The sequence below is a fragment of the Acinetobacter sp. P1(2023) genome (assembly GCF_028367635.1).
Classification (GTDB): domain Bacteria; phylum Pseudomonadota; class Gammaproteobacteria; order Pseudomonadales; family Moraxellaceae; genus Acinetobacter; species Acinetobacter pittii_E.
The window spans coordinates 35,285-59,798 of the sequence record NZ_JAQNDD010000002.1 but is presented as its reverse complement, the minus strand read 5'-3'; the positions used below and the strand labels follow the sequence as shown (position 1 = coordinate 59,798).

26 protein-coding genes are annotated in these 24,514 nt (G+C 37.4%); 8 read left to right on the top strand and 18 right to left on the bottom strand.

Annotated elements, in window-relative coordinates; all coding sequences use genetic code 11:
* Positions 1-251: 251 nt before the first annotated feature.
* The gene (locus POD11_RS03390) at positions 252-824 is read right to left on the bottom strand and encodes a TetR/AcrR family transcriptional regulator (protein ID WP_239967268.1); all 573 of its coding nucleotides are present in this window, start codon (positions 822-824) and stop codon (positions 252-254) included.
* 134 nt (positions 825-958) lie between these two features.
* Between POD11_RS03390 and POD11_RS03385 the strand changes: the two genes are divergently transcribed.
* On the top strand, positions 959-2,161 hold the full coding sequence (locus tag POD11_RS03385) for an MFS transporter (protein ID WP_262456352.1): 1,203 nt from the start codon (positions 959-961) through the stop codon (positions 2,159-2,161).
* A gap of 35 nt (positions 2,162-2,196) precedes the next feature.
* Here POD11_RS03385 and POD11_RS03380 read toward each other — a convergent pair whose 3' ends face one another.
* The 7 genes from POD11_RS03380 to POD11_RS03350 all read right to left on the bottom strand — a co-directional run bounded on the left by POD11_RS03380 (position 2,197) and on the right by POD11_RS03350 (position 9,923).
* Entirely contained in the window at positions 2,197-3,348 is a 1,152-nt protein-coding gene (locus POD11_RS03380; RefSeq protein WP_262456350.1) for a sterol desaturase family protein, read from the bottom strand.
* 131 nt (positions 3,349-3,479) lie between these two features.
* Positions 3,480-4,370: a LysR family transcriptional regulator gene (locus POD11_RS03375; protein ID WP_016140540.1), complete on the bottom strand. Its 891-nt coding sequence runs from the start codon at positions 4,368-4,370 to the stop codon at positions 3,480-3,482.
* A gap of 87 nt (positions 4,371-4,457) precedes the next feature.
* A complete protein-coding gene (locus POD11_RS03370; RefSeq protein WP_262456348.1) occupies positions 4,458-5,813 on the bottom strand; it encodes an MFS transporter in 1,356 nt (451 codons plus the stop codon).
* 42 nt (positions 5,814-5,855) lie between these two features.
* A complete protein-coding gene (salA, locus tag POD11_RS03365; protein WP_262456346.1) occupies positions 5,856-7,133 on the bottom strand; it encodes a salicylate 1-monooxygenase in 1,278 nt (425 codons plus the stop codon).
* Positions 7,134-7,309: 176 nt separating this feature from the next.
* Complete coding sequence (locus POD11_RS03360; RefSeq protein ID WP_262456345.1) at positions 7,310-8,683, bottom strand: PQQ-dependent sugar dehydrogenase; 1,374 nt, start codon at positions 8,681-8,683, stop codon at positions 7,310-7,312.
* Between the two features lie 70 nt (positions 8,684-8,753).
* A complete protein-coding gene (locus POD11_RS03355) occupies positions 8,754-9,164 on the bottom strand; it encodes a PH domain-containing protein (RefSeq protein WP_262456343.1) in 411 nt (136 codons plus the stop codon).
* A gap of 69 nt (positions 9,165-9,233) precedes the next feature.
* Complete coding sequence (locus POD11_RS03350; protein WP_262456342.1) at positions 9,234-9,923, bottom strand: aspartate/glutamate racemase family protein; 690 nt, start codon at positions 9,921-9,923, stop codon at positions 9,234-9,236.
* A gap of 141 nt (positions 9,924-10,064) precedes the next feature.
* On the opposite strand from POD11_RS03350, the gene POD11_RS03345 reads away from it, so the two are divergent.
* From POD11_RS03345 to POD11_RS03325, 5 genes are all read left to right on the top strand, one after another.
* Positions 10,065-10,718: an NUDIX hydrolase gene (locus POD11_RS03345; protein WP_262456341.1), complete on the top strand. Its 654-nt coding sequence runs from the start codon at positions 10,065-10,067 to the stop codon at positions 10,716-10,718.
* Between the two features lie 57 nt (positions 10,719-10,775).
* Positions 10,776-11,270, top strand: a complete 495-nt coding sequence (locus tag POD11_RS03340; protein WP_262456340.1) for a GNAT family N-acetyltransferase — start codon at positions 10,776-10,778, stop codon at positions 11,268-11,270.
* Between the two features lie 166 nt (positions 11,271-11,436).
* Complete coding sequence (locus POD11_RS03335; RefSeq protein WP_262456339.1) at positions 11,437-12,009, top strand: nuclear transport factor 2 family protein; 573 nt, start codon at positions 11,437-11,439, stop codon at positions 12,007-12,009.
* Complete coding sequence (locus POD11_RS03330; RefSeq protein WP_262456338.1) at positions 11,976-12,470, top strand: chalcone isomerase family protein; 495 nt, start codon at positions 11,976-11,978, stop codon at positions 12,468-12,470. Before POD11_RS03335 ends, POD11_RS03330 begins: the two co-directional genes overlap by 34 nt.
* Positions 12,471-12,487: 17 nt before the next feature.
* Positions 12,488-13,183, top strand: a complete 696-nt coding sequence (locus tag POD11_RS03325) for a response regulator transcription factor (protein ID WP_000526530.1) — start codon at positions 12,488-12,490, stop codon at positions 13,181-13,183.
* Here the strand turns inward: POD11_RS03325 and POD11_RS03320 are convergent.
* The 10 genes from POD11_RS03320 to POD11_RS03275 form a co-directional block, all read right to left on the bottom strand.
* The gene (locus POD11_RS03320; RefSeq protein ID WP_262456337.1) at positions 13,180-14,508 is read right to left on the bottom strand and encodes a sensor histidine kinase; all 1,329 of its coding nucleotides are present in this window, start codon (positions 14,506-14,508) and stop codon (positions 13,180-13,182) included. The genes POD11_RS03325 and POD11_RS03320 overlap by 4 nt on opposite strands.
* A 29-nt stretch (positions 14,509-14,537) precedes the next feature.
* Positions 14,538-15,587, bottom strand: a complete 1,050-nt coding sequence (locus POD11_RS03315; protein WP_262456336.1) for an SAM-dependent methyltransferase — start codon at positions 15,585-15,587, stop codon at positions 14,538-14,540.
* Between the two features lie 8 nt (positions 15,588-15,595).
* On the bottom strand, positions 15,596-16,375 hold the full coding sequence (locus POD11_RS03310; RefSeq protein WP_262456335.1) for a DUF1295 domain-containing protein: 780 nt from the start codon (positions 16,373-16,375) through the stop codon (positions 15,596-15,598).
* A gap of 29 nt (positions 16,376-16,404) precedes the next feature.
* Positions 16,405-17,604, bottom strand: a complete 1,200-nt coding sequence (locus POD11_RS03305) for an SAM-dependent methyltransferase (protein WP_262456334.1) — start codon at positions 17,602-17,604, stop codon at positions 16,405-16,407.
* Positions 17,601-18,392 (bottom strand): DUF1365 domain-containing protein, encoded by a 792-nt coding sequence (locus POD11_RS03300; RefSeq protein ID WP_262456332.1) that lies wholly within the window; start codon positions 18,390-18,392, stop codon positions 17,601-17,603. The genes POD11_RS03305 and POD11_RS03300 overlap by 4 nt, the downstream gene beginning before the upstream one ends.
* Before the next feature lie 21 nt (positions 18,393-18,413).
* Positions 18,414-19,676, bottom strand: a complete 1,263-nt coding sequence (locus POD11_RS03295) for an NAD(P)/FAD-dependent oxidoreductase (protein WP_262456331.1) — start codon at positions 19,674-19,676, stop codon at positions 18,414-18,416.
* The gene (locus POD11_RS03290; protein ID WP_262456330.1) at positions 19,673-20,644 is read right to left on the bottom strand and encodes an acyl-CoA desaturase; all 972 of its coding nucleotides are present in this window, start codon (positions 20,642-20,644) and stop codon (positions 19,673-19,675) included. Before POD11_RS03290 ends, POD11_RS03295 begins: the two co-directional genes overlap by 4 nt.
* 118 nt (positions 20,645-20,762) lie before the next feature.
* Positions 20,763-21,326: a lipocalin family protein gene (locus POD11_RS03285; protein WP_262456328.1), complete on the bottom strand. Its 564-nt coding sequence runs from the start codon at positions 21,324-21,326 to the stop codon at positions 20,763-20,765.
* A 96-nt stretch (positions 21,327-21,422) separates the two neighbouring features.
* Positions 21,423-22,826, bottom strand: coding sequence for a heavy metal sensor histidine kinase (locus POD11_RS03280; RefSeq protein WP_262456327.1), 1,404 nt, complete (start codon positions 22,824-22,826; stop codon positions 21,423-21,425).
* Positions 22,823-23,494, bottom strand: a complete 672-nt coding sequence (locus tag POD11_RS03275; RefSeq protein WP_262456325.1) for a heavy metal response regulator transcription factor — start codon at positions 23,492-23,494, stop codon at positions 22,823-22,825. The genes POD11_RS03280 and POD11_RS03275 overlap by 4 nt, the downstream gene beginning before the upstream one ends.
* Positions 23,495-23,619: 125 nt before the next feature.
* Here POD11_RS03275 and POD11_RS03270 point away from each other — a divergent pair, with 125 nt between their 5' ends.
* A complete protein-coding gene (locus POD11_RS03270; protein ID WP_080649582.1) occupies positions 23,620-24,087 on the top strand; it encodes a GlcG/HbpS family heme-binding protein in 468 nt (155 codons plus the stop codon).
* 11 nt (positions 24,088-24,098) lie between these two features.
* Entirely contained in the window at positions 24,099-24,500 is a 402-nt protein-coding gene (gene uraH / locus POD11_RS03265) for a hydroxyisourate hydrolase (RefSeq protein WP_239977060.1), read from the top strand.
* Positions 24,501-24,514: the final 14 nt, after the last annotated feature.

Here is a 24,514-nt window from a genome sequence, read left to right as displayed (position 1 = left end):
ACTAAAATTAATCATAAGTATTTATTTACTTTTATTATTTTTGATAAAAACTATATTCATATTGCCTATATGAGCTTAATTAAGCCATACCACCCAAACATTTATTAAATAAATGATTTTATAAAAAACATGTAAATTAAAAATTATGAAAATTTAATTTAAAAATAATAAGAAAAATTGATATAAAATTTTATAAATAAGATAAATTTTTGCCTATTTTTATAAAATATTTAGATTTGCAGCCGTTTCAATTAAATTACATCAGAATGTGCTTTGAATAAACGTGCTAATAAAGTTTGGACATAGTCTAAACCTAATGCTCGATCAGTGAATAAAATTCTGAACAGCATAGGTGCAATCACAGCTTCGATAATCTCTTGATTGTCTATAGTGAGTTCATTACGTGATTTAGCTCTGGCTTGAATAATATCAAGTTGTTGAATAATTAAAGTTTCACATTTTCGAGCATTTGAAGAGTCATTTGTATATAGCACATCTCGTAGCAATGTTTGACCAACTTCAGAAGAGTATTCTTCAAAATATTGTTCAATCCATGCAGTGATATCAAGCTGAAATGAACCTAAGTCTTTCGGTTCCATGTCTGGCTTCAGTTCATTTAGGGCTACATCTGAAAATAGCTGATTGATATCGCCCCAACGGCGGTAAATTGTTGAAGGCGTTACACCTGCTTCATTAGCAATCATAGGTATAGTAATTTGGCTTTGTTCCAAATTTTTTTGAAGCTCTTTTACCGCTTGATGCACTGCGGTTTGAATTCTCTCACTACGACCACCTGGACGTAACCCAGTAACAACTTTTGCCATTAATCAGCTCTACTTTAAGAAAAAACAATTAAAATATTATTTGTATATACAAAATACACTAAAGCTAATGATTTGCTTTAATGTGAAAATAATGTATAAAAGCTAAATATTCGCTTTAATGTTATTCATCTTATATGAACAATTCAAGTTCAAAACGGTCTGGATCAGTTTTTCAGTTAGATTCAAAAGTCGCGTTGACCTTAAACACAATCACGCTCATGACCTTTATGGCGGCGTCTAGTGCCCCTACGCCACTATATCGTCTGTATCAGCAGACATGGCCATTTTCGCCTGTTACCTTAACTTTAATTTTTGCGACCTACGCGTTTACCTTACTTGCGTCTTTACTCATTATTGGTTCTTTATCTGATTATATCGGACGTCGGCCTGTCATTATTTCAGCAATTTTTTTGCAAATTGCTTCAATGAGTTTTTTCCTTTTTGCCTCAGATGTTTCGATGCTATTTATTGCGCGTGGCTTACAAGGTATTGCAACAGGTCTTGCTGTTTCTGCAATTGGAGCCGCAATTTTAGATTTCAGTAAGCATCATGGTTCCCTAATTAATAGTATTGCTCCCATGGTCGGCATGGCAGTAGGAATTTTTATTACATGCCTTATTCTGCAATTTTCGGTTCAACCTTTACATCTAGTTTTTGAACTCTTATGTGTATTGTTTGCAGTTGAACTCATTTTAAGTTTTTTTAATCCTGAAACAGTACGCAAAAGATCAGGTGCTCTTGCTTCTTTAAAACCCAACATGGCTATTCCACATCAAGCAAGGAGTGCTCTATTCAGTATTAGTCCTATTAATATTGCGCTTTGGATGGTCAGTGGTTTTTTCTTATCACTTATGCCCTCTTTATTAGCAAAAATTTTTCACACATCTTCAGCTTGGCTAAATGGCGTTATGTTTATGGCACTCGCCCTTTCAGGTGCAGCAGGGATTCTGACTCTTAGAAAATCTACCAACTTTCGTATTTTGCTCACGGGTACCTTATCCATCATTATTGGTGCAACCGTTTTATTTTTAGCGATCAATTTTACCAGTGCCGTAATTTTACTCTTGGGTTCTATTATTACGGGGGTAGGTTTTGGTACAGCTTTTATGGGTGCAATTCGTACAGTCATGCCTCTAGCTTTACCCGAAGAACGCGCAGGACTCATGGCTGCTTTTTTTGTAGAGAGTTATTTAGCTTTTAGTATTCCAGCAATTTTAGCAGGTTACTTTGTGGGTAAAATCGGACTTATGAACAGTGCCAACATTTATATGAGTTTAATTATTGGTCTTGCTCTGATTGCACTTGTGATGATTTTTAAAAATATTAAAAGCAAATAATGATTAAAAAAAGCCTCCATCGAGGCTTTTTTACTTTACTGATCACGCCAAGGTTTCAAAAAACGCTTTACATACTTTTTAAAAGGCCAAGTAAACTGTTTTATAAAACTATTTGGGATTTTATAACCCACTGTGCCATACACACTCGCCAAATGACTAGGCATATATACGCTTTTAAAAATAACATCGTATAGGGGAATAAAAGCGGCGTAATTTTTATCAATGGCAGGTTTTTCTGAAGAATGATGCCAATGATGGAATTCTGGCGTTGCGATAATCCAGCGCAAATATGGAAAACGAAAACGTACATTGGAATGAATGAAAATAGCGTGAAACGAAATGAAGACTAAATAGGCAAAAACAGCCGAAGTATGAAAACCCAGCAGGAAAATCGGTAAAGTAGCAATGAAGCGAGTCATGAGCACTTCAATGACATGCAAACGAGAAGATGCTAACCAATCCATATATTCAGTCGAATGATGAATTGCGTGAAAGCGCCATAAGAAATTAACCTCATGCATAGCTCGATGTAACCAGTACACCGTAAAATCGACCACAATGAGCAACTCAATAAATTGCAGCCAAATTGGTTGAGCTTGTACATAAGGAACAATTGGATTATCAGGCAGATGCGTAATCCAATATTGAATTGGCATGACGGTTAAAAAGCTAAATAATTGAATGCCAATATGGCTGACCATGAAATATTTCATATCGGTCACCCACCCTACTCTTAATATTTTTTGTTCAGGATTTTTAGCAAAAAAACCTTCAAGTGGAATAAAAATGAACGCTAAAATAAATAAGGTCAGTACAAAATAATCGATACCTGCATAAAACGGTACACTTGGTAAAACGGGTGCTTCAATTACACCACAACCCACAACCGCTGCCACAAGTGAAAAACATAACCCATAAAAACCATATCGGTTTTGACGAATAATTGCACTAAATGCACCAAAGCCAGCGCTAATAAGAATGCCTGTGATCAGCCCATAATAAAAAAGATTATAGTGTTTTGCGTAAATAGGACGGAGTTCTGGGGTGGTTAATACACTGGGAAATAAAAAACATAATGCACCAAATAGACAAAGTAAGCTGAGTGACATTGAAATAAAAGCGCTAATTTTCCCTAATCCTGCGTTAAGTTCTAAATTTTCAAATTTTGCTCTTAATTGATCGGTCATAATTCATATAAAGTTCTTATTGTGTATAACGCGAATGCTATCAAAATTTAATAATAAATTGGAAAGAACTTTAAATTCTCAAATATTCCCCATTCTACTGAAAATGAGATTTGAAATAGCGTTAACTAGTTTTATAAAACCTCAAATATTTGACCGACAGATTGAATCAACCATTTTCTGGCAATAATATCATCACTACGATTAAACCAGTTCAAGCTCACTTTAAAAGAATCCATGGCAAAAGGTAATTCAAACATTTGGACATTACCATGGGCTAAATAGTGCCGAGCTGCTCGCGATGGTAAGGTCACCAACATATCCGAACTCTGCACAACCCCTTGTAAAACACTAAAATGTGGAACCTCTAAACGAATTCGTCGCTTTAAATCCATTGTTTTTAAATATTGCTCAACTTGGATATGCCCTGTTGATGATTTGATAGCCACATGATCTTCTTGCAAATATTGCTCTAACGTCAGTTGCTGCTGTAGCCTTGGGTGGTCAGCTCTAGCAATGCATACATATCTTTCTTCAAATAAAGTACGCGTTTCTATTTTAGGCATTATGGTCTGCGTACTATTAAATACGGCTAGGTCTAAAAAGCCATCAATAAGCCACTGTTCAACCTTAGACGACTGAATCTCTTCAATCTCAATTTGAATATAGGGTGCTGTTTTCTGCAAAAAAGCCATAAGACTAGGCAAGAGACAAATTTCCCCTGCGTCAGAGAGTCCAATTCGAAAAGTTTTATTTGAATTTTCAGGACGAAATTCCTGTGCTTGAGCGATCGCTGATTCAATATTAAAAATTGCTTGATGAAAAATTGGATAAAGCTCATGCGCAACTTTTGTCGGTTCGACCCCACCTCGGCTTCGGGTAAACAACTCATCATTTAACTGACGGCGTAAACGATTCAAATTATAAGTCACAGAAGGCTGACTCAAATTTAATTTATCAGCAGCTTTACTAATATGCCGAGACTCATAAATACAGACAAAAACTTTAATCAAACCTAAATCCATGGTTCTGATCCTTCAAATACTCTAAACAAAGACTTTAACTTCTTTGTTTAGAGTTTAGTTCCTTTTATAGGAAAAAATGCTTCATTCTTATGGAGATATACTTGAATTTAGCATTACGCGTTTAGTTCGATTGCAAATACTTATGGCAATAACACTTAAGGTTGCCAGCACACAAGGGATGGCTAGAGCGATAAAATTATATTCAATGGGTAGATGCAAACTTAAAAGCCAGCCGCATAAAATCGGACCTAAAATCGCCCCGATACGGCCTACTCCTAAAGCCATACCAATGCCAGTACTGCGGATTGGTGAAGGATAAAACTGAGCCATATAAGCTAGCAATAAAATTTGCCCGCCAATAGATGCCGCTCCAGCAATGGCAACACAGAGATATAAAATGACCATAGGTAAAGCATAGCTCAACAAGTAGAGCGACACTGCACCTGCAAAGAAGAGTGAACAAATGACCTTGCCTAGGTGAAAACGATCAGCAAAGTAGCCTCCACCGATTGCACCCAGCATCCCACCCAAGTTTAGCGCCAGTAAAAAAACAAGACTGGTTGATAAATCATATCCAGCCTCGACCATGAGTTTGGGTATCCAGTTACCGAGCGCGTACACCATAAGTAAAGCCATAAATACACTCAGCCAGAAAAATACAGTGACTAAAGCACGGTTATCGGTAAATAGAGCAACCAAAGGTCGAGTGGCAGTTTGTTGGTTTTCTTGGTGTAATACAATGCTTGTATGATCAGCTATGTTTTGTTGTGGTGCTAATTGTTGAAGTAAACCACGTACCTCATTCCATTTTTTCTGGCGAACCAGATAATCGATTGATTCGGGTAAAAATTTCCAAATAATAGGTAATGAAATGAGTGGAATGCCCGCCAAAATAAACATGATTTGCCAACCAAATTTAGGAACCAACCACATGCCTAAAAGCGCTGAGCTCATCCCGCCAATCGCATAGCCGCTAAACATGAGTGATACTAAAGTTGATCGTAATTTCTTTGGGGCGAATTCGGTCATTAAAGCAATAACGTTCGGCATTACTCCGCCCAAACCAAGACCAGCAATAAAACGGTAAATAGCAAACTCTTTAGGACTGTTGGCAAAACCACATAACACCGTAAAACCACTAAAAATAAGGACACATAGCATAATTAAACGCTTACGGCTAAAGCCATAAGACTCTAATTTATCGGCTAAGCTACCGAAAATCATGGCACCAAACATCATGCCAAATAATGCAACACTGCCCAGCAATCCAGCAGTCATACTATCTAACTGCCAATGTTGCATAAGCTTAGGCAATGCAACACCATAAATGACTAAGTCGTAGCCATCAAAAATAATAATAAGCGCACTCAGCAAGATCACACGCCAATGTAATGGTGTTAATCTTGCGTCATCAATCAATTGATTTGCATTTAGTTTTTCCATAATTGCTTTCCTTAGCAAATTGCGTGTAAAACAAAAATTTATTTAAATCGTTGCCATTTTTAATTGATGTAATTGTTGCTTTGCTTCTGCAACATCCTGTTCTAGGTCGTGTTGCCATAACCAATCAAACCGATGTTCAAGATGTTCACCAATTTCGGCAAATGTTGGGTACTGAGTCGAATAACACTCATAAATTTCGCCAGATTCACGAGAAGTTTGCTGAACACGACAAGCACGTTTTAAACGGAGCTTTTCATATATTGAAGACACATCGGTTAACTGATCTGCGTGTAAGTTTTTTGTCGACAATAATGCTGCAAGGATTAATGCATCTTCAAGACCTTGTCCTGCTCCTGCACCTTGATGGGGTAACATCGCATGTGCCGCGTCACCCATAACAATCACATGACCAGAGGCACTTTGATAAGTTGAAAGTTCTTCAATTTCATGTAAAGCCCAAATGGTAGGTTGTTCAATTAAACCCAGTAATGTTTGGCAGCTTTCGCTCCAGTCTGAAAAATCAGAAAGCATTTGAGCTTTATCTACAGGTTTGGTCCACGGTGTATCAGCTGGGAGTACCGTATCTTCACGGTTTGAGCAGAAAGCAACGATATTAATTTGCTCCCCCTTACGAATGGGAAACGTTAAAATATGTTTGTCTTTGCCCAATAACATTTGGGGAATATCCGCTAAATCTGTATCGCTGTTTATTTGCTGCAAAGCTTCTTTAAATGAAGCGTGAGAAATAATGCCACGATAAGCCCAAGTTCCTGAGAAACGTGGATGAACAGGTAGTAAATCGTGAGTAGCTAAAACATATTGGCGAGCCACAGAGCGGATACCGTCAGCCCCGATTAAATAATCGCACTCATATTGACTACCATCATTAAAGTGCAAAATCACCTGATCATTTTGTTCTTCAATTGCTTCTAGGCGTTTTGAAAAATGAACATTTTGCGTAGGCATGTGAGGAATAATGGCATCTAGAAAATCAGCACGATGAACAGATGACTGCCCTACACCTGTCGCGATAGATGCAGATAAATATTCATCGGTATAACCATTGCGCCATTGAAACCAAACATCTTGAAATGGGGGCGATACTTTATCTGCAATTGCATGATATTCGTTGGCTAAACCTAACAGTTCAATGGCTTTGACTGCGTTAGCACCAAAGGAAATTCCTGCCCCAATTTCAGAAAACTGAGGTGCAGATTCAAACATTTGCACGTCTAAATGGGGGCGTTTACTTAAATTACTTGCTAAAGCCAGACCAGCAATACCACCACCAACCACGGCAATTCGAATATGTGTATTCATGTGTTTGTTCCTTAAACATCATTATCGTTTTCACATATTCATTTTTGAGAAGTTGGCTTATAAAGTCCAATTAGTATTTTTTTTGTTCAATTATTTAAAAATTAAATAATAGCCAATTGGACGGCCTCTATAAAGCTTAGAGACCGTCCATGCTAATCAATTATTTTTGATAGACTTTATGGTGTGCCTGGCGGGGTTCCAATAGCATGTTTCATTGGAGCTTCATAAGTCGTCTCAGCAACCGGTGAAACGCGCCAAATCGTATTGCCTACATCATCTGCAACTAATACGGCACCTGAAAAATCAATTGCTACACCCACAGGACGACCATACGCTTTGCCTTTATCACTCAGGAATCCGGTCAAGATATCTTGTGGTGGACCAGAGGGTTGACCACTTCTAAATGGTACAAAAACAACTTTATAACCACTGTGAGGCTTACGGTTCCAAGAGCCATGCTGGCCTATCAATGCGCCTCCTCTAAATTGTGGCATGAGTTCAGCTGTATAAAATGCAAGGCCCAAAGAAGCGGTATGGTTACCAAGTGCATAGTCGGGTTTAATTGCACGAGCAACCATTTTCGGATTTTGTGGTTTTACTCGCACATCTACATGCTGACCATAATAGCTATATGGCCATCCATAAAAACCACCGTCTTGGACTGACGTCATATAGTCAGGTACTAAGTCACTACCAATTTCATCGCGCTCATTAACAACAGTCCAGAGTTTTCCACTTTGAGGTTGCCAAGCCATACCATTTGGATTACGCAGGCCTGTGGCAAATGGACGTGACTGACCGCTTGCAATATCAAACTCTGTAATTTGTGCACGGCCTTTTTCTTGATCTAAACCATTTTCAGCAACGTTACTGTTAGAACCGACGGTAATGTAGAGCTTTGTACCTGCCGTGTTAGCAATGACATTCTTAGTCCAATGGTGATTTAAAGGACCGCCCGGTAAATCTAATACTTTGGTTCCACTGGCTGTAATTTGAGTTTCACCCTCTTGATAAGGGAAACGTACAAGCGCATCCGTATTGGCGATATATAGGTTATTACCTACCAATGCCATGCCAAATGGAGAATTTAAGTTTTGAAGAAATGCTGTTTTCTGATCGACAACTCCGTCTCCATTAGTATCACGAAGTAAGCTAATACGGTTTGCACTTGGATGAGATGAGCCTGCTCGCTTCATCACAAAAGACATAATTTTACCTTTAATGCCTTTGCTGTCTTCTGGTTTAGGCGGAGCATCCGTTTCAGCAACCAATACATCGCCATTCGGCAATACATAAAGCCAGCGCGGATGCTCAAGTCCTTTTGCAAATGCTTTTACCTTTAAACCTTCCGCGGGTTTTGGCATTACCCCACTCGGCCAGCCTTCTGCAGGTGCAATATTAACAGTGGGAAACAAACTTGATTTAGGTTCAGGTAATTTTGGATCTGGACCATAACTCTCAGTAATCGGATATTGTGAGGATGAAGCGCATCCAGCTAATGTAACTAAAACCGTAGTGCCTAAAACTGGCAGTAAAAAACGTTTAATCATGATTTATCACCATTTCTTTTTTGATGTCATAGAAATAGCGTAATTTATGTCTGCAATTAAACAAGCAACTTTAATGGAGTCTTTTGTTTATCGCTTGCAAAAAAGCTTCTTTATTTTTCGGTGAAATCATAACCGTTGCGATTTTTCCATTTTTCATATAATAAATTTTGAGTCGATCTAATGAGAGCGCTGGAGATGAAAGTGGATTATGAGTAGGTTCTATTTGGGTAATATCATTAATATTAATTTTCCATCGGAATACCAAGCTTTGAATCACTAGAGTACCGTTTTCTACCACATAGTAAGTATTAAAGATGGGAAGCCAAATAATAAAAATGACTAAACTATAAATGATAAGATGCGGAAAATTTGAAGCTAAAGAATAATGATGATTTGCTTCATAAATTTTTATAACAATATTGGCAGTGATAACAATAAATATTAACAAAAGCCACCAATCAATTTTTGATCTAAATTTCAAAATTTATCCTCCATTTTTAAATTAGTTCTTAGCAATTTATTCATTCTAATTTATTTAATTTATATATTCTTAAATTAAAGCAAAACTCACCGCCTCTTTGGCATGAATAGTGGTTGTATCAAATAAAGGAACCGAGAATTTAAGCTCACCAATCAACATACAAATTTCAGTACATCCCAAAACAATCCCTTCAGCTCCTTCAGCTATGAGCCTTTCTACAATAGCGATGTACTGTTGCTGTGAATCTGGGTTGATCACACCTAAACAAAGCTCTTCATAAATGATGCGATGGACGATCTTTCGGTCGGCTTCATTTGGAATAACGACATCAATTCCATAATCTTGTAATCGGGCTTTATAAAAATCTTGCTCCATTGTAAAAGCTGTCCCTAACAGTGCAACTTTACCAATGTTTTGACTCAAAATTTCTTTTGCAGTTGCATCAGCGATATGTAAGAAAGGAATCGTAATTGAATCTTCAATTTGTGCTGCAACTTTGTGCATGGTGTTAGTACACACCAAAATACAATCTGCCCCTGCTTTTTCTAAATTTTGTGCTTGCTCAGCTAAATATGCGCCAGCCTCTTGCCATAAACCCTTCGCTTGCAAGGCTGCTATTTCTTCAAAATCAACACTATTAATAATGACCTTAGCAGAATGCAATTTTCCTAATTTACGATGAATCATTTTATTGATTTGTTGATAATAAAGCGCTGTAGATTCCCAACTCATTCCACCTAATAAGCCGATTGTTTTCATTGTTTAACCTTTCTATTTATTCAAAACTTATCTATATCTCTTATGAGTAAAGCCCAGCTAGAATAAAATTGCTGTTTTGATACTAAAAACTTTAAATGAAGTTAAAATATTTTGAGTAAATTTATACTTGATAAAAAACACATGAATATAGATATATTTAATGATAATTATGAACACATTGGAGTTGCTGATAAAAAATTAGCTCATCAATTAGGTCTATGGCATAGAGTGTTTACTTGCCTTGTATACAACCCATCAACTCAATATGCTTATTTTCAGCTTAAAAATTCTGATAACTATACTTTTGATAGAAAAAATTTTCTTGATATTTCAATTGGTGGGCATTACGAGGCAGGTGAAACCATTGAACACGGAATAAGAGAGTGTGAGGAAGAGTTAGGAATTGAAATAGAATTCGATCAACTTATCCCTCTAGGAATTAGACAGACTGCTTGCCATATTGCAGAAAATTATATTGCAAATGAATTTCAACATATCTTCTTACTCCCTTTAAATATTAAATTATCTGAGCTAAAACCAAAAGATAATGAGGTAGTAGGATTTGTAGAAGTTCAAATATATGATTGTATTGATTTACTTCAACATAAAGTTAATACAATACAAATAAAACAGAGTATTAAAATCAAAGAAGACTTATGGGAAGTAAGTACTAGAACCATTACATTAAAAGACTTCCCTCCAAATTATTTAGCCATTGATAAAATAATAGAGAGATTGCTCATCGCAGCTACGAGACAAATTTCTGGTGAAAATAGAGACAATATTTATTGGTGAGTTAAGAGTCAATTTAATGGAAGTTTATTCATGCTTATACATCACAATGAGAACTCTATGTTAGAGACAGAACGTTTAATTTTAAAACCATTCATTGATAAAGATTCACCTACTATAATCGAGATGTTTCAAAATAAAGATTTTATGGCCTTTTCGCCTTACGGTGCTTTATCTATTGAAGCCGCTAAGAGACGATTTTTAGAAATTTTAGAGCACTATAAAAACTATAACTTTGGCAAAATGGCTATAGTTTCAAAAGATACACATAAAATTATTGGTTATTGTGGTTTTGAAATATGTGAAGTTGATGGTCAAACGGAAGCTGAGCTAGGTTTCAGACTTATTAAGAGTGAAAGAAATAAAGGCTATATTGTTGAAGCTTCACTTAAGTTACTAGAAGACATGAAAAGTCGAAATTTTAAGCATGTAATCGCTTTTTCAGAAAAAGATAATTTACCTGCCCACAACTTATTAAATAAACTTGGTTTTGAGAAAACAAACTCATCTAGTTACATGAATATGGATGTTATCTTTTTTAAAAAAGATCTGTAATTTCTTTGATAAAAATAAAGTATTACTATAAAAAACTTTAAGTTAGTGAAGATCTATTTGCCTCAAAGAAACCAGCATTAAACCCAAATCATATGACTGAAGAATTCACGCAAACTTCACGACCAGCTCTTTAATTTAATCTTATAAAGTTGACTTGGATATCGACATGAAAATTATAACTACAGCCCTAGGGCTGATTACCTTAATCGGTTTAACGGCGTGTAAAAGTGTACCTAGTTATTCAGGTGACTATGGCAAAGCTGAACAAAAAATTACTGGAATAAAATTAAATGACCAACAAGCGCTAGATATTGGCAATCGTTTTGTTGCCGCATTTAATACGCTTGGTACCCCTTCTTTTGTGAATAATGCCAGCAATCTTTACGCTGATCAGCTCTATATCAACGATACACTCTCGCAGTTTTCTCAAAAGCAAGATCTCATTAAGCATTTTGAAGGCATGAATGCCCGAGTGAGTAATGTCACTGTAAAACTCATTAGTGCAACCCATCACCAAGATACAGCCTACATCCATTGGTACATGACCTATGACTTTAAAATACTAGGCCGCTCAAAAACCATGGCTTCTTATGGAATTAGTGAAATTAAGATTAATGAGCAACAAAAAATTATTTTCCAGCAAGATTATTGGGATCCAGCGAATGGCCTTTACCGTTCTTTACCAATATTTGGAGGAGTATATAAATGGGTATTACCGTTCAAAAAAGTCGAGTCTTGATATTTCTAGGAATCTTAATTGTATCTCAGGTGAACGCGGCTGAACTAAAAAAATGCAGTTCAGCACCTTTATTGGTGACAAGTAAGAATGTAGGAAATGTGAGTTACTTTGCTGAAGATTGCTTCAAAAATTGGCAGAGCCAAAGCATCAAAATGGACTTTAGCTATAACCGCGATATTCCCGAGTGGGCATTTAAACGTGCAGCAAGCCACTTTTTAAAGAAAAATGTTAATGGCTTTGATGCTAAATCTCCACTGAATCATATTAATGAGCTATATAGGCCAATTAAGAGTGGAGATCTTTACAGTCTCTACTATCAACATGAGAACCAAAAACTAGAACTGAAATTAAACCAAAAACTACTCGGTTCTTTAAACAATCCGAATGCAAATCAATATTTTAAAATCTGGTTTGGTAGCGAACCATTTAATGCTAAATTAAAACAACAACTATTAAATTAATGGCTTAATAAAATCTCATGGGTAATCACTTTATCCTCATGGTTGAGGACCATTTTGAACTTGCAGCAACGGTCTGCGAATTTCTTGAAGTGCATGGTTATGTTGTCGATCATGCACGTAATTTAGATGCTGCACGGACTTTTCTCAAATCGCAGCATTATCATCTTTTGTTGCTAGATATAAATTTGCCCGATGGTTCGGGTTATGACCTATGCAACTGGCTACGCACTGAACAAGGCGTTGATATTCCTGTTCTTATGCTCACAGCAAGAGATACTTTAGATGACAAACTTAAAGGTTTTACTGCTGGCACAGATGATTATTTGGTAAAACCTTTTGATTTTAATGAACTAGTGATGCGGATTCGTGCATTAATAAAAAGAGCAGCTGGCGAAGTCACTCACCATAAAATTCAAATTCACGACTTAATTCTTGATAGCGCAACTCAAACCGTGGTTCGTGCTGGAAATAATATCGAGTTACCCCCTATTCAATTCAAACTATTAAAAATTTTGATGCGCCAGTCTCCAAAAGTGGTGACCAAGCAAGAACTGATGATGGAATTATGGGGCGACGAAGAGCCTGAAAGTGATGCGTTACGCAGTCATATCTATAACTTAAGAAAAATGGTTGATAAACCTTTTGACCCAAAGCTATTACATACAGTGGCAGGTGTCGGTTTAAAAATTGCTTTGGAAGATTCCGCGACTTAACTTAAATAGACCACAACAATTAAGCCTGTGGTTGGCTCCAAATCGAGTTCAGGATGAGTGGTTAAATAATATTGTCGATCAAACAGCTCCACTCTCCATCCTAATTGCTTGCAAAGCTTTTGTACCAATTGCAAACCAATGCCATGACCTTTAGCCTTTAAGGAAAGTTGTGAATCGCTGAGCTCTTGCACCTTTACATCGTTAGGTAAAGAAATTCCAATTCCATTATCTGCAATAATTAGGCTGTTTTTTTGTTGAATAATGTCGATTTGTGAGCCTTGAGAATAGTTCAGCGCATTACGTAAAATATTACCTAAAACCATTTGAGTAATGGAAGGATATAACCAGCGTGGCTGTTCAGAAACATCAGGTTGAATATTAATCTGTATCCCTTTACCTGCACTCACCGCTTCTAAACTTTCAACAAGATCCTTTACCGTTTTCGATAATAAATTTTTCTCAGACGGCAAGCTTTTTACCGTATTCCGAGCAATCGCCAGTAAGGTATCGACGAGCAACTGCATATCTTCAATTGTGTTATGAAGACGAACTAAAGATTTATCGTCTCCGTATTTCGCCTGACACAGTTGCACATTACCCTTTAAGATTGTGAGTGGAGTGCGTAACTCATGGCTCACATCTCCAGTAAATTCTCTTTCACGTCGAATAAAATCACTTAAAACTTGATGATATTTTTCTAAAGCTTGTTTGAGATATTCGGCTTCCATGTTGCCATTGGTATTAATATCTCTAAAAGGAGATGCCTGAGTATCTTGATGTGCCCAATCAATATTTTCTAAAGCATTCGCTAACCGTGTAATTGGAGAAAAATAGCGTCTTGCTCTTCGATTTGACCACCACAAAAAGCTATATAAAACCGACAAGCTGAACATCAGCGGTGCAAGGCCAAATAACCAGATCAGCTTATTAACATTGCTTTCGCCAAATACCAACAGAACATGCTGACCATTACGTTCACCGTATACCGTCATCCGCTCTTTACCATCAACGAATACTCGGTGCACGCCACTTTCTAAATGCATGCCGCGAAAAGGTTGAGGAGCGACCTGAGTATTCCATCGATATCCATATAAATTTTTGGTATCAGGTAAATCTGCATCCGGGTTACGTTCTATACGTGTCCAGTAATGTTCCATTTCCTGCTCTAAAGCAGTTTTAAGTAAGGAGCCTTTAATGACCCAAGCACTACAAGCCAACCCGACCACGATCGATAGTGCAATCAGACCAATCTGCAACCAATAATATCGATTGAACATTTGGGCTAATGGATGACTAGCTTTGCCATCATGTCGAGTTCTTATCATATCTTTATCGCCGGGATAGGCTATAGAAATTACAATGCTCTCTTTTTAAATAAAAAGTGACCAATGACCCATTCTTGTCCTTGCTCAAAACCGAATAGCTCAGCACAAGCCATGAAAAAAATACGCCAGCGTTGCCACCAAATATTGGCATCTTTTCCATAGATTTTTTTTAACAGTGGTTTCAGTTCGACTTCTTGGTTATCCATGTTATCAAGCCAAGCATTTGCCGTTCTCATATAGTGCTCACCCGACCATTGCCACTGTTGAGCCAACTCTAAATGCTCTTGAAAATGTAAAAAAGTTGAAGTCGACGGCATTAAACCGCCAGTAAAGAAATACTTGGACATCCAATCATAATCTGATTTCACTTCAAAAGGATAATGTAAAAAGCGATGGCAAAAAATATGGCACCAGAGTAAGCCATCTGCTTTCAACCATCCCTGAATTTTTTCAAAAAGACGTTGATAATTACGGACGTGTTCGAACATTTCAACCGACACAACACGATCAAACTGCGCTTGGTCTAATTCAAGTACATTTACATCACAGGTAAGCACTTCAATATTGGTTAAACCTCTCAATTGTGCTTGTCCCAGAATATGATTTTTCTGAGTTGCAGAATTTGAAACAGCGGTAATCTGTGAACGTGGATAGTTTTCTGCCATCCACAAAGTTAAAGACCCCCAACCACAGCCTAACTCTAAAACGTGTTGACCATTTTTAAGTTGCGCTCTTTCACAATAAATCTGAAGAGCGAGCTCTTCTGCTTGATCTAAAGTTGTAGTTTTAGTCGGGAAATAGCAAGCACTATATTTGAGTCTTTTTCCAAGCACCGTCTGAAAAAACTCGGTCGGCAATTCATAGTGCTGCTCGTTTGCCTTATCCGTTTCAACTGCAATTTCGCTCCGTTTTAGCATATTAAGCACATCCATATAGCGCTGTGCCCCTTGCTCAGGGTCATAACGGCCTTCTTGGATTAAGCGCTTTTTACTTAAAGCACGAATTGCAGCTCGAATTGCATGATCTGGAACTACACCACTTTCAACAATTCTCAAAGACTGATGAACAATAAAATCCATATGCGCACCTATTTTTTGGGTTTTCGCGGAATAAATATTGATGTTTTTTGTTGATAATCAAGATAATTTTGACCGCGGCTTTTAATTGCTTGTTTTTCACTAAATGGAATACCCGTGACGTAATATAAAAATAGCCACATCAGTAACGGATAAATCCACAATAAATATTGGCCTGCCGCTAAACCAATGATTGGATAGGCAAACCAATGTAACCATTCAAAAAAATAATTTGGGTGACGTGAGTAACGCCATAAACCCTGATCCATAGTTTTGCCATGATGTTCTGGATTTAATTTAAATCGATATAACTGCTGATCAGCGAGCTGCTCTCCAATGAAAGCAATCGCCATAATTACAGCTGCAATCACTAAAGTGACTTTATATCCACTACTCCATTCAGTTGCTTCTACATTGAGGAGTGTCCACATTGGTAAAAAGAACAAACACACTAAAAGTGTTTGAAAGATAAAAAATAAAAAGAAGCCAACATGCTGAAACTTTCCCATGGCTTGACGCATGTTTGCATAACGACTATCTTCTTTTTGTTCAGATTGATAACGTCTTAACAGATGCCAAAATAATCTTAGAAACCATAAGCCGCTAAAAATACCAATAAACAGACGTACTTCAACAGGAGCAACTGAAATGAGTAAAGAAGACACAATAATGTTTAATGCCAGACAGAAACTCCATGCGGCATCTACAATTCCAGCTCGGCCATTTGTGGTAGCAAGTAACCAACTTATCAACATGATAAATAAGTCTAGAATCAGTAAATTCAAAAACATCAGCAGTCTCCTTACTTGAGCTGTTTGAGTTAGTAACTGCTACTTTCAAACAACAAGTGAACATTGCTTATCACGCCTTCTTTAAAACCACCCTCGCAATAACATAAATAGAAATCCCACATGCGAATGAAGTTTTCATCGAAACCCAGAGCCAATACTTCTTCTCGTGCGGTTAAAAACCGTGCTCGCCAGTGATGAATTGTTTGTGCATAACTTAAACCGATATCATTTAAATGCTTTAGCCTTAAACCACTTTCAGAGGCGGTTTGAGTTAATACACTCACGCTAGGAATAAAGCTACCAGGGAAAATATAGCGCTTAATATAATCAACTGTATTTAATGCTTTTTTATATCGAAAATCTTCAATGGTAATGGCTTGAATAAAGGCTAGACCTTTTGGTTTTAACAGTGTTTTACATTGATCAAAATATGTCGGCAAATATTGCGCTCCAACAGCCTCAACCATTTCAATTGAAACAAGCTTGTCGAACTTTCCTTCAAGTAAGCGGTAGTCTTTGAGTTGCACATCAATTCGATGTGCCAAACCCGCTTCATTTACACGGATAACGGCTTCATCATATTGAGCTTGTGAAATGGTAATGGTGGTCACTCTACAGCCGTAATGCTCAGCCGCATAAATTGCAAAACCGCCCCAACCGCTTCCAATTTCAACCAAATGATCCATTGGTTTTAAATCTAACTTTTTACAAATGATCTCTTTTTTTAGATCTGATGCTTCTTCGAGTGTCATATTTTCATTTTCAAAAACTGCACTCGAGTACATTAAAGATGGATCTAAAAATAATTTAAAAAAGTCGTTGCTTAAGTCGTAGTGCTCAGCAATATTTTTACGGCTGCCACTTATAGAATTCTTTCGATTTTGATACCAAGCCTTAAGAAAAAACTGGCTCGCTTGAGCAATAACATTTTGATTAAGTTGGTCTAGTACATCTCGATTACGTGCCAATATCTGAATCAACTCTACAAGTTGCTCGCTGCTCCAGTCACCACGGATATAGCCTTCCGCAGCCCCTAAAACACCATTTTTCAAAATGAGATCCATAAGCAAAGGATTGTGAACTTCAATTACAGCATGCAAGTCTGATACTTCACCAACCGTACCACTCCACGCGCCCTGAAAAGTAATCTGTCCATGACGTAATTTAAGAAGACTTTTGAGCAGTAACGGTAGTGAGTCATCTTCACCATAAAGAAATGTTTTTATCATGTCTTATCTACCTTTATCTTTTTAGGATGACGATAAAATGGAACTTTTTTTCGCCACAACTTAAATGCCTCTACATATATTGAAAACAGCATTTTAAAAGGCGCTAGGCTGTTATTAAGAGCATATCGATATTGCTGTGAAGGAAATGTGATGGGCACAAGTTCAAAGCGCATAGTGGCATCAAAGAGTTGTTTTTGATCTTCAAAGAGCTGCATGTGAATGACATTTTGCTGATCTGAAAAACTAAACCGCCATTGATAAGTCAACTGCATGGGCATGAACGGCGAAACATGAAATGATTTTTCAAAATGAAAATCAAAACTCTGATAATCATCCATATTTCTTTGTTGTTTTGAGCAGTCGTGTATATAAACTTTTCGTTCATTCCACGGGGTATTGGTAATTTCACTGACAATAAATATGGGTTTTCCAGTTTTATTTAAAACAAAATAAAATACGACCGAATTAAACCTAAAACCCAAACAACGAGGCAAAGCCAAGACTCTGATTTGCCAGTCTGGCCGAAGATGTGAGTTGTTATTTTGCAGTATCGCTTTCTCGACTCTATCTCTTATAGAACCGCGATACATATTTAAAAAATCTTTTTCAGATAGTGTTAGTACATTCCAATGATCAGTCGACCAAAGTGAGCAATCTTTTGTAATATCATCTAATTGATCTGGATCGAACCATAAATAATTCAAGGTCGATGTGAATTGATGCGGTTTCGGGCTATAGCGTCTGTGACGAATAAGTGCAGGAGCGATAGCTAGTTTATTTAATAACATTTGAAAGCTCCTTACCTATTTTTATAACGCTAAAAGTTGCTCTACAACACGTGCTGCACTGCGGGCACCATCTTCATGGAACCCCCAGCCCCAATACGCTCCACAGAACGAAGTCCGATTTTGTCCATTAATTTCTTGCCAACGAGATTGAGCTTGAATCGCTCTTGCATCAAACACAGGATGACGATATTTACGCTCAACCAAGATGTCTTCAGTTTTAATTTTCATATTCGGATTTAACGTAGAAAAAATCTGAGTAGCACAGGATAAATTCTGTAAATTGTTCATCCAGTAGGTAAAACCATAATGTATGTCGGATACTTCGTTTTGGACTTGAGATGTAGGAGTTACATGTACATGCCAGCTTGCCCACTGCAAACGGCTTTTAGGCATAATTGAAAGATCACGGTGAACCACCATTCGATTATCTTGATAACCAAATTGGCTTAAGATTTCCTGTTCAAGCGAAGAACTATCTTTTATTAGGGTTAGGCTATCGTCAGCATGGCTTGCAAAAATCACCCAGTCGTATTGGGCTTGCCCCTCAACGGTTTCAATCAAAACTGTTTCGTGCGAACGGCTTACAGCTTTTACTTCTGCAAATTTCCACTCAATGGATGGACAATTCTTTTGAATAGCACGAATATAACTTGCTGAACCGTGTTTAACCGTTTGCCATTGCGGCCGCTCTTTTAGCTGTAACATGCGGTGATGTTGAAAAAAGCTCACCACAAATCGATATGGAATTTGTCCTACTTGCTCAACCGGAGCCGACCATAAGGCACCGCACATCGGATAAAGATGCTCATAACGGAACTCATGACTATATTTATGGAGGTCCAAATACTCTTCAATCGATAAATTAGGATCAATATCTGTAACATCTATATCTTTATTATCATCATAAAAACGCAGCAAATCTGAGAGCATTTGCAGGAATTTACGGTTTAAAAAGTTCTGCGGACGGGCAAAGAGCGACCACTTTTTTGAAGGATTGTATTGAAGTCCACTGACCAGATTATTCACTGAAAAACTCATATCGCTACTTTGAGTCTCTACACCTAATTTTTTAAGCATGTCGGTAAATAACGGATAGTTGTAGTCATTAAAAACGATAAAACCACTATCTACCGCGACTTTAGCACCTTCTATCTCTAGCTCGTGAGTGTCAGTATGACCACCAAAATAGTTATTTTTTTCAAACACAGTGACCTGATGTTGTTTTGATAATCTCCAAGCTGCGTAAAGTCCAGATATACCTGAACCAATAATGGCAATTTTCATAACACTTCACCGTTTTCAATTTTTTCTATCGATAAATTTTTAATCTTTTTATATTGATAAACCTTGTCTGGTACTGGCTTTAATCCCCATACCAAACCAAATAAAGACATCAGTTTGAGCACATAAAACGTAATATCAATCTGCCACCAATGAAAACCTTGTCGTACACTTCCCGCATAAAAGTGATGGTTGTTATGCCAGCCTTCGCCCAAGGTAATTAAAGAAAGTAGGAAGTTATTACGACTGTCATCTGGAGTATTAAACTCACGTGAGCCATAACGATGAGCGAGTGAATTAATACACAAGGTTGCATGCGTTAATAGAACAGTGGAAATCACAAATCCCCACACTAAAAGCTGTAAGCCATTGGTACCCAACTCAGGAAAATGTTGTGCAAGCCATGAACCTAGGCCATAAATTGCTAAGGCCGTCAAAATCACAATAGGCAAACTAAATCGGTCCAGCCAAATCAGCTCAGGATATTTCAACCAGTCTTTAATGACTTTTTTTCGAGTGGCAAAATTTTGCTCATTTAAAAACCAACCAACATGGGAATACCAAAAACCTGCTTTCGCTGAATGTGGGTCCTGATCGGTGTCGGTAAAGTGATGGTGATAACGGTGATGTGCTGCCCACCATAATGGTCCGCGCTGTGCACTCATGGTTCCAATGAGTACAAATATGAATTGAACAATACGTGATGTCTGAAAAGTTTTATGCGAAAGATAGCGGTGGAAAAAAGCAGTAATTGCAAACATGCGAAGAAAATAAAACCCCAGCATGAAGAACACAGCGAACCAAGATACGCCCACCCAAAACGCTGCTAAACAAGCGATATGTAATAAAATAAAAGGAATAATTCTTAACCATTGAATTTTCTTTTCAATGACATATTCGCTAGAAGCACCCACTTGCGCATTTCCTGAATCTGACCAGCTATCGATCCAGCGCAGAAAAAATTTAGACATTGATTCTTCCTGATCTAAAGCATTTCTTTTGGTTCTAATTTAGAGAATGCGCAATGAATTTTATGTGAAGTTCACTCGGTTACGAGATAAATATAAGCATCTACGCAACTAGCATTCACTATTTAGACTGTGTTGTCTTAACGAGTTTAGAAACGTCGTAGCCATAGCTTTTTGCGGTTTGCAGATAAGATTGATATGTCGCCTCATCAAGTTGAGGGCTACGAGAAAGAATCCATAAATATTTATGGCTTGGACCACCCACTAAAGCGACCTGATAATTTGGGTCAACTCTTAAAACCCAGTAATCCCCTTTTGTAAAAGGAATCCATCTAAGACCAGAAGGTAAAAAGCTCACCTTCAATTTACTGTTGCCTTCATTTTGCGGATAGGCAATCCCTTCAGATGAAATCATTTCGCCTTTTTTAGTCGTACAAGTATTTAAAACACCAACGCTTTTGTGCGCGTTAATAGAATAGTTTGCAGTTGTATTGGCTACGCAATTACGCTGAAAAAACATGGGTAAATGCGCAATCTCATACCACTTACCTGCATATTTATTAATATCGATAGATTCAACAGCGACAGGTTTCGTATTTGTGTCGGCGTAAGTGCTCAAAGGAAGCATTAAGCTCACCGCTGCAAGGCTGCTGCTGATGACAAGTGACTTAAATAATAATTTCATGATTGCCCTCTTTTGTTTGTTTCATATGTTTAAACATACTTTAGAGGGCTGTGAACAAAGTGTGAATTTTACAAATTAAGGAATATTAATAAAGATTTAATTATATTTCTTTACAGCATCTGCAACTGGAAAATCAAGCTCAAAACACACCCCCTCGACCGTGTTATAAACTCGATAGAGGCCATGATGTAGATCCATAATAGAAGCAACAATCGACAAACCTAATCCACCTGTTTGATTCTCATCACTTCGACTTGAGTGACATTGGTAGAATCTTTCAAAAAGATGCTCAAGTTGATGATCAGCAATTGAAACACCACCCGTTACCACAGTCAGGCTGACCCATTGCTTATGCTCAATCATCTTATGTTTAGTTGCGATATAAATAGTCCGCTTGTCACCACCGTGAACCAGCGCATTTAAAATCAGGTTATAAACTGCTCTTTGAAATAGCTCAGGATCTGCAAATAAATTTTTAGCCTCTAAGTTAAAACTAAAATGACACTCTTGTTCTTCAGCTTGATATTCAAAAATCTGACATAGGCCATCTATGACGTCTTGAACGTTTATTTCTTGTTTGTTTACAAGAACCATTTTCTGATCGGCTCTTGCCAAGAAAAGCATGCTATCAATCATGCGTTTTAATCTGTGGTAATCATCTAAATGAGACACCAGTAAATCTTGATATTGCTCAACCGAGCGTTCGCCAGTTAAAGCAATCTCGGTTTGCCCAATCAGATTATTTAAAGGCGTACGGAACTCATGAGCGATATCTTCAGAAAAACGGTTGAGCTGCGTATAGCCCTTTTCGATACGCTCAAGCATGTGGTTTATATCTTTTGAAAGTAGCTCAACTTCTAAAGGAGAATTTGATAGGTTTAATCTTTTCTGGAGCTGATTTACGTTAATAGAATGAGTTTGCTTGCGAAGCTGTTGCAGCGACCGTAAACCTAAATGACACGCTAAAATGCAAAGCACAAAGATTGCAAACACGCCCCCGACCACATACATCAAGAGACTTTCTTGAAAAGGTAAAATAATATTGATGCGTTCCAACCACTGTTTACCTGCAATGAGCAGATAAGGCTCGTTATTAATCTTTATGGTTTTCCAAGCAATTCGTGTTGAATATGAGTTGTTGGCTAAATCTTGAAATTGAAGACTGTTGCGCTGTGCAAGTTCAGGTAACTGAATATGCAGTGGATTGATATTAATTAAAGTTTTGTCTTTATGAATGAGCAGAAACAAATTGTCTTGGTTGCCGAGCATGTTTTGATACAGTTTAGGGCGCGCAATGATTTGCTCTACATTTTCGCTATCTTGCAGCAAAATTTCCAAACGGTTAATTCTGTCTGCTAAAGCTTTATCTTGCTGCTTTAATAAAATCTGGTTAATGCCCAAATAGGTCATAAAGCCGACTGAACATAAAATTAAGGCAGAACAAAGCGTGACCAATAATGTAATACGGACTTCCAGAGAACGCAGAAATTTAAATTTCATAAGCTAACCGAAATTTTATAGCCCAAACCACGTATGGTATGAATGAGTTTTAATTCATATCCCTCATCAATTTTGCTTCGTAAACGGCGTACAGCGACATCAATAAAGTTGGTATCTGTGTCAAAGTTAATATTCCAAACTTCGGAGCCAATTTGTCTGCGCGTCACGATTTGCTCTTTGTTGAGCAACAGGTAACGCAACAAATTAAATTCGGTCTTACTCAGCTCAATTAAATTTCCGTTACGCCATACTTTATGGCTGACCACATCCATTTTTAAATCACTAATAGACAGCTCATTTTGTTGTAGATATAGCTGTCGTCTTAACAGGCTTTTAATACGTGCCAACAGTTCAATATAAGAAAATGGTTTAGCCAAGTAATCATCTGCACCCAACTCCAAACCTTTAACTCTATCTATTACCTGATCTTTTGCTGTTAAGAAAATCACCGGAATTTTTGAAAACTGGCGTAAGACCTGTAATACGCTCCAACCATCTATGTCCGGCAACATGACATCAAGAATAAGTAAGTCATATTGATCTCTCTTTAGCATTTCCAAACCTTGCAGCCCTAAGTGAACACACTCCGCTTGATATCCAGACTCTTTCAATCCTTTGACCAAATATGTGGCGATCTTGATCTCGTCTTCAATAATAAGGATACGCATTTTGTAGAGACTCATTAGAAAGATGACAACTTTGTAATGTGATTGTCATGCTTGAAATTAAGCAATTTGTTTAAGATTTTCAAAGCGACATAGAGGCAATCATCATGAAAAAATTGAACTGGCTGATGTTAACAGCCTTGCTATTCGGTAATAGTACTTTTGCACAGCCCCCTGCTTTGAATCAAGTTTATTCGTTAGATCTTAAAACTGCGCATCTGCTAGCCGACAGTGCGAAAGAGGCCTGCAAAAAACTAAATCAAAATATTGCGGTCGTTGTTGTAGATCGTGGCGGTAATCCTTTAACTGCCGAACGGCATGAGCTGGTGGGCCCGCATAATTTAATGGCTGCCGAGAAAAAAGCCTATACAGCTTTATCTACCAAAACCTCGACCTTGGTTTTAAGCCAAAACAGTAACCAAAACCCTGATGCAAAAAATTTAACCACCGTAGCAAATTTACTTTTGTTAGGCGGCGGCGTACCTGTCCGTTTTGAGAATCAAGTGATCGGCGCAATTGGCGTTGCGGGTGCTGGCGGTGCACAAAATGACAATCAATGCGCAAGCAAAGCCATTGAAACTATTTTTCATTCATAAGGAGCTTTACCATGCCTAAATCATTTATTGCTTTATCTTCGTTATTTATTGCTTCAGCTACATTTGCACAAACTAATCCGCTAAGTGTGCATGTGTTAAACCTAGAAACGGGTTTGCCCTCTTCAAAAGTTGAAGTTGTTTTAGAAAAAAACAGCAATAACCAGTGGGTTAAACTCAACCAGCAAGTGACCGATTCAAATGGTCGTATTACTGCTCTCTATCCAGAAAATAAAAAATTAGAGCAAGGTGTCTATAAAGTTACCTTTAAAACTGAAGACTGGTTTAAAAAGAACAAACAACAAACTTTTTTTGCCGAAGTACCTGTAATTTTTAAAGTGGATGGAAGCGTAAACCACTACCATATTCCGTTATTACTCAGCCCTTACGGTTATTCAACCTATCGAGGCAATTAAAATAGAAAACCCCT

What these genes read in the sequence shown, in the direction of transcription:
- POD11_RS03390 (WP_239967268.1), bottom strand. Translation starts at nt 824, where the DNA reads ATGGCAAAAGTTGTTACTGGGTTACGTCCAGGTGGTCGTAGTGAGAGA.
- POD11_RS03385 (WP_262456352.1), top strand. Translation starts at nt 959, where the DNA reads ATGAACAATTCAAGTTCAAAACGGTCTGGATCAGTTTTTCAGTTAGAT.
- POD11_RS03380 (WP_262456350.1), bottom strand. Translation starts at nt 3,348, where the DNA reads ATGACCGATCAATTAAGAGCAAAATTTGAAAATTTAGAACTTAACGCA.
- POD11_RS03375 (WP_016140540.1), bottom strand. Translation starts at nt 4,370, where the DNA reads ATGGATTTAGGTTTGATTAAAGTTTTTGTCTGTATTTATGAGTCTCGG.
- POD11_RS03370 (WP_262456348.1), bottom strand. Translation starts at nt 5,813, where the DNA reads ATGGAAAAACTAAATGCAAATCAATTGATTGATGACGCAAGATTAACA.
- salA (WP_262456346.1), bottom strand. Translation starts at nt 7,133, where the DNA reads ATGAATACACATATTCGAATTGCCGTGGTTGGTGGTGGTATTGCTGGT.
- POD11_RS03360 (WP_262456345.1), bottom strand. Translation starts at nt 8,683, where the DNA reads ATGATTAAACGTTTTTTACTGCCAGTTTTAGGCACTACGGTTTTAGTT.
- POD11_RS03350 (WP_262456342.1), bottom strand. Translation starts at nt 9,923, where the DNA reads ATGAAAACAATCGGCTTATTAGGTGGAATGAGTTGGGAATCTACAGCG.
- POD11_RS03345 (WP_262456341.1), top strand. Translation starts at nt 10,065, where the DNA reads ATGAATATAGATATATTTAATGATAATTATGAACACATTGGAGTTGCT.
- POD11_RS03340 (WP_262456340.1), top strand. Translation starts at nt 10,776, where the DNA reads ATGTTAGAGACAGAACGTTTAATTTTAAAACCATTCATTGATAAAGAT.
- POD11_RS03335 (WP_262456339.1), top strand. Translation starts at nt 11,437, where the DNA reads ATGAAAATTATAACTACAGCCCTAGGGCTGATTACCTTAATCGGTTTA.
- POD11_RS03330 (WP_262456338.1), top strand. Translation starts at nt 11,976, where the DNA reads ATGGGTATTACCGTTCAAAAAAGTCGAGTCTTGATATTTCTAGGAATC.
- POD11_RS03325 (WP_000526530.1), top strand. Translation starts at nt 12,488, where the DNA reads ATGGGTAATCACTTTATCCTCATGGTTGAGGACCATTTTGAACTTGCA.
- POD11_RS03320 (WP_262456337.1), bottom strand. Translation starts at nt 14,508, where the DNA reads ATGATAAGAACTCGACATGATGGCAAAGCTAGTCATCCATTAGCCCAA.
- POD11_RS03315 (WP_262456336.1), bottom strand. Translation starts at nt 15,587, where the DNA reads ATGGATTTTATTGTTCATCAGTCTTTGAGAATTGTTGAAAGTGGTGTA.
- POD11_RS03310 (WP_262456335.1), bottom strand. Translation starts at nt 16,375, where the DNA reads ATGTTTTTGAATTTACTGATTCTAGACTTATTTATCATGTTGATAAGT.
- POD11_RS03305 (WP_262456334.1), bottom strand. Translation starts at nt 17,604, where the DNA reads ATGATAAAAACATTTCTTTATGGTGAAGATGACTCACTACCGTTACTG.
- POD11_RS03300 (WP_262456332.1), bottom strand. Translation starts at nt 18,392, where the DNA reads ATGTTATTAAATAAACTAGCTATCGCTCCTGCACTTATTCGTCACAGA.
- POD11_RS03295 (WP_262456331.1), bottom strand. Translation starts at nt 19,676, where the DNA reads ATGAAAATTGCCATTATTGGTTCAGGTATATCTGGACTTTACGCAGCT.
- POD11_RS03290 (WP_262456330.1), bottom strand. Translation starts at nt 20,644, where the DNA reads ATGTCTAAATTTTTTCTGCGCTGGATCGATAGCTGGTCAGATTCAGGA.
- POD11_RS03285 (WP_262456328.1), bottom strand. Translation starts at nt 21,326, where the DNA reads ATGAAATTATTATTTAAGTCACTTGTCATCAGCAGCAGCCTTGCAGCG.
- POD11_RS03280 (WP_262456327.1), bottom strand. Translation starts at nt 22,826, where the DNA reads ATGAAATTTAAATTTCTGCGTTCTCTGGAAGTCCGTATTACATTATTG.
- POD11_RS03275 (WP_262456325.1), bottom strand. Translation starts at nt 23,494, where the DNA reads ATGCGTATCCTTATTATTGAAGACGAGATCAAGATCGCCACATATTTG.
- POD11_RS03270 (WP_080649582.1), top strand. Translation starts at nt 23,620, where the DNA reads ATGTTAACAGCCTTGCTATTCGGTAATAGTACTTTTGCACAGCCCCCT.
- uraH (WP_239977060.1), top strand. Translation starts at nt 24,099, where the DNA reads ATGCCTAAATCATTTATTGCTTTATCTTCGTTATTTATTGCTTCAGCT.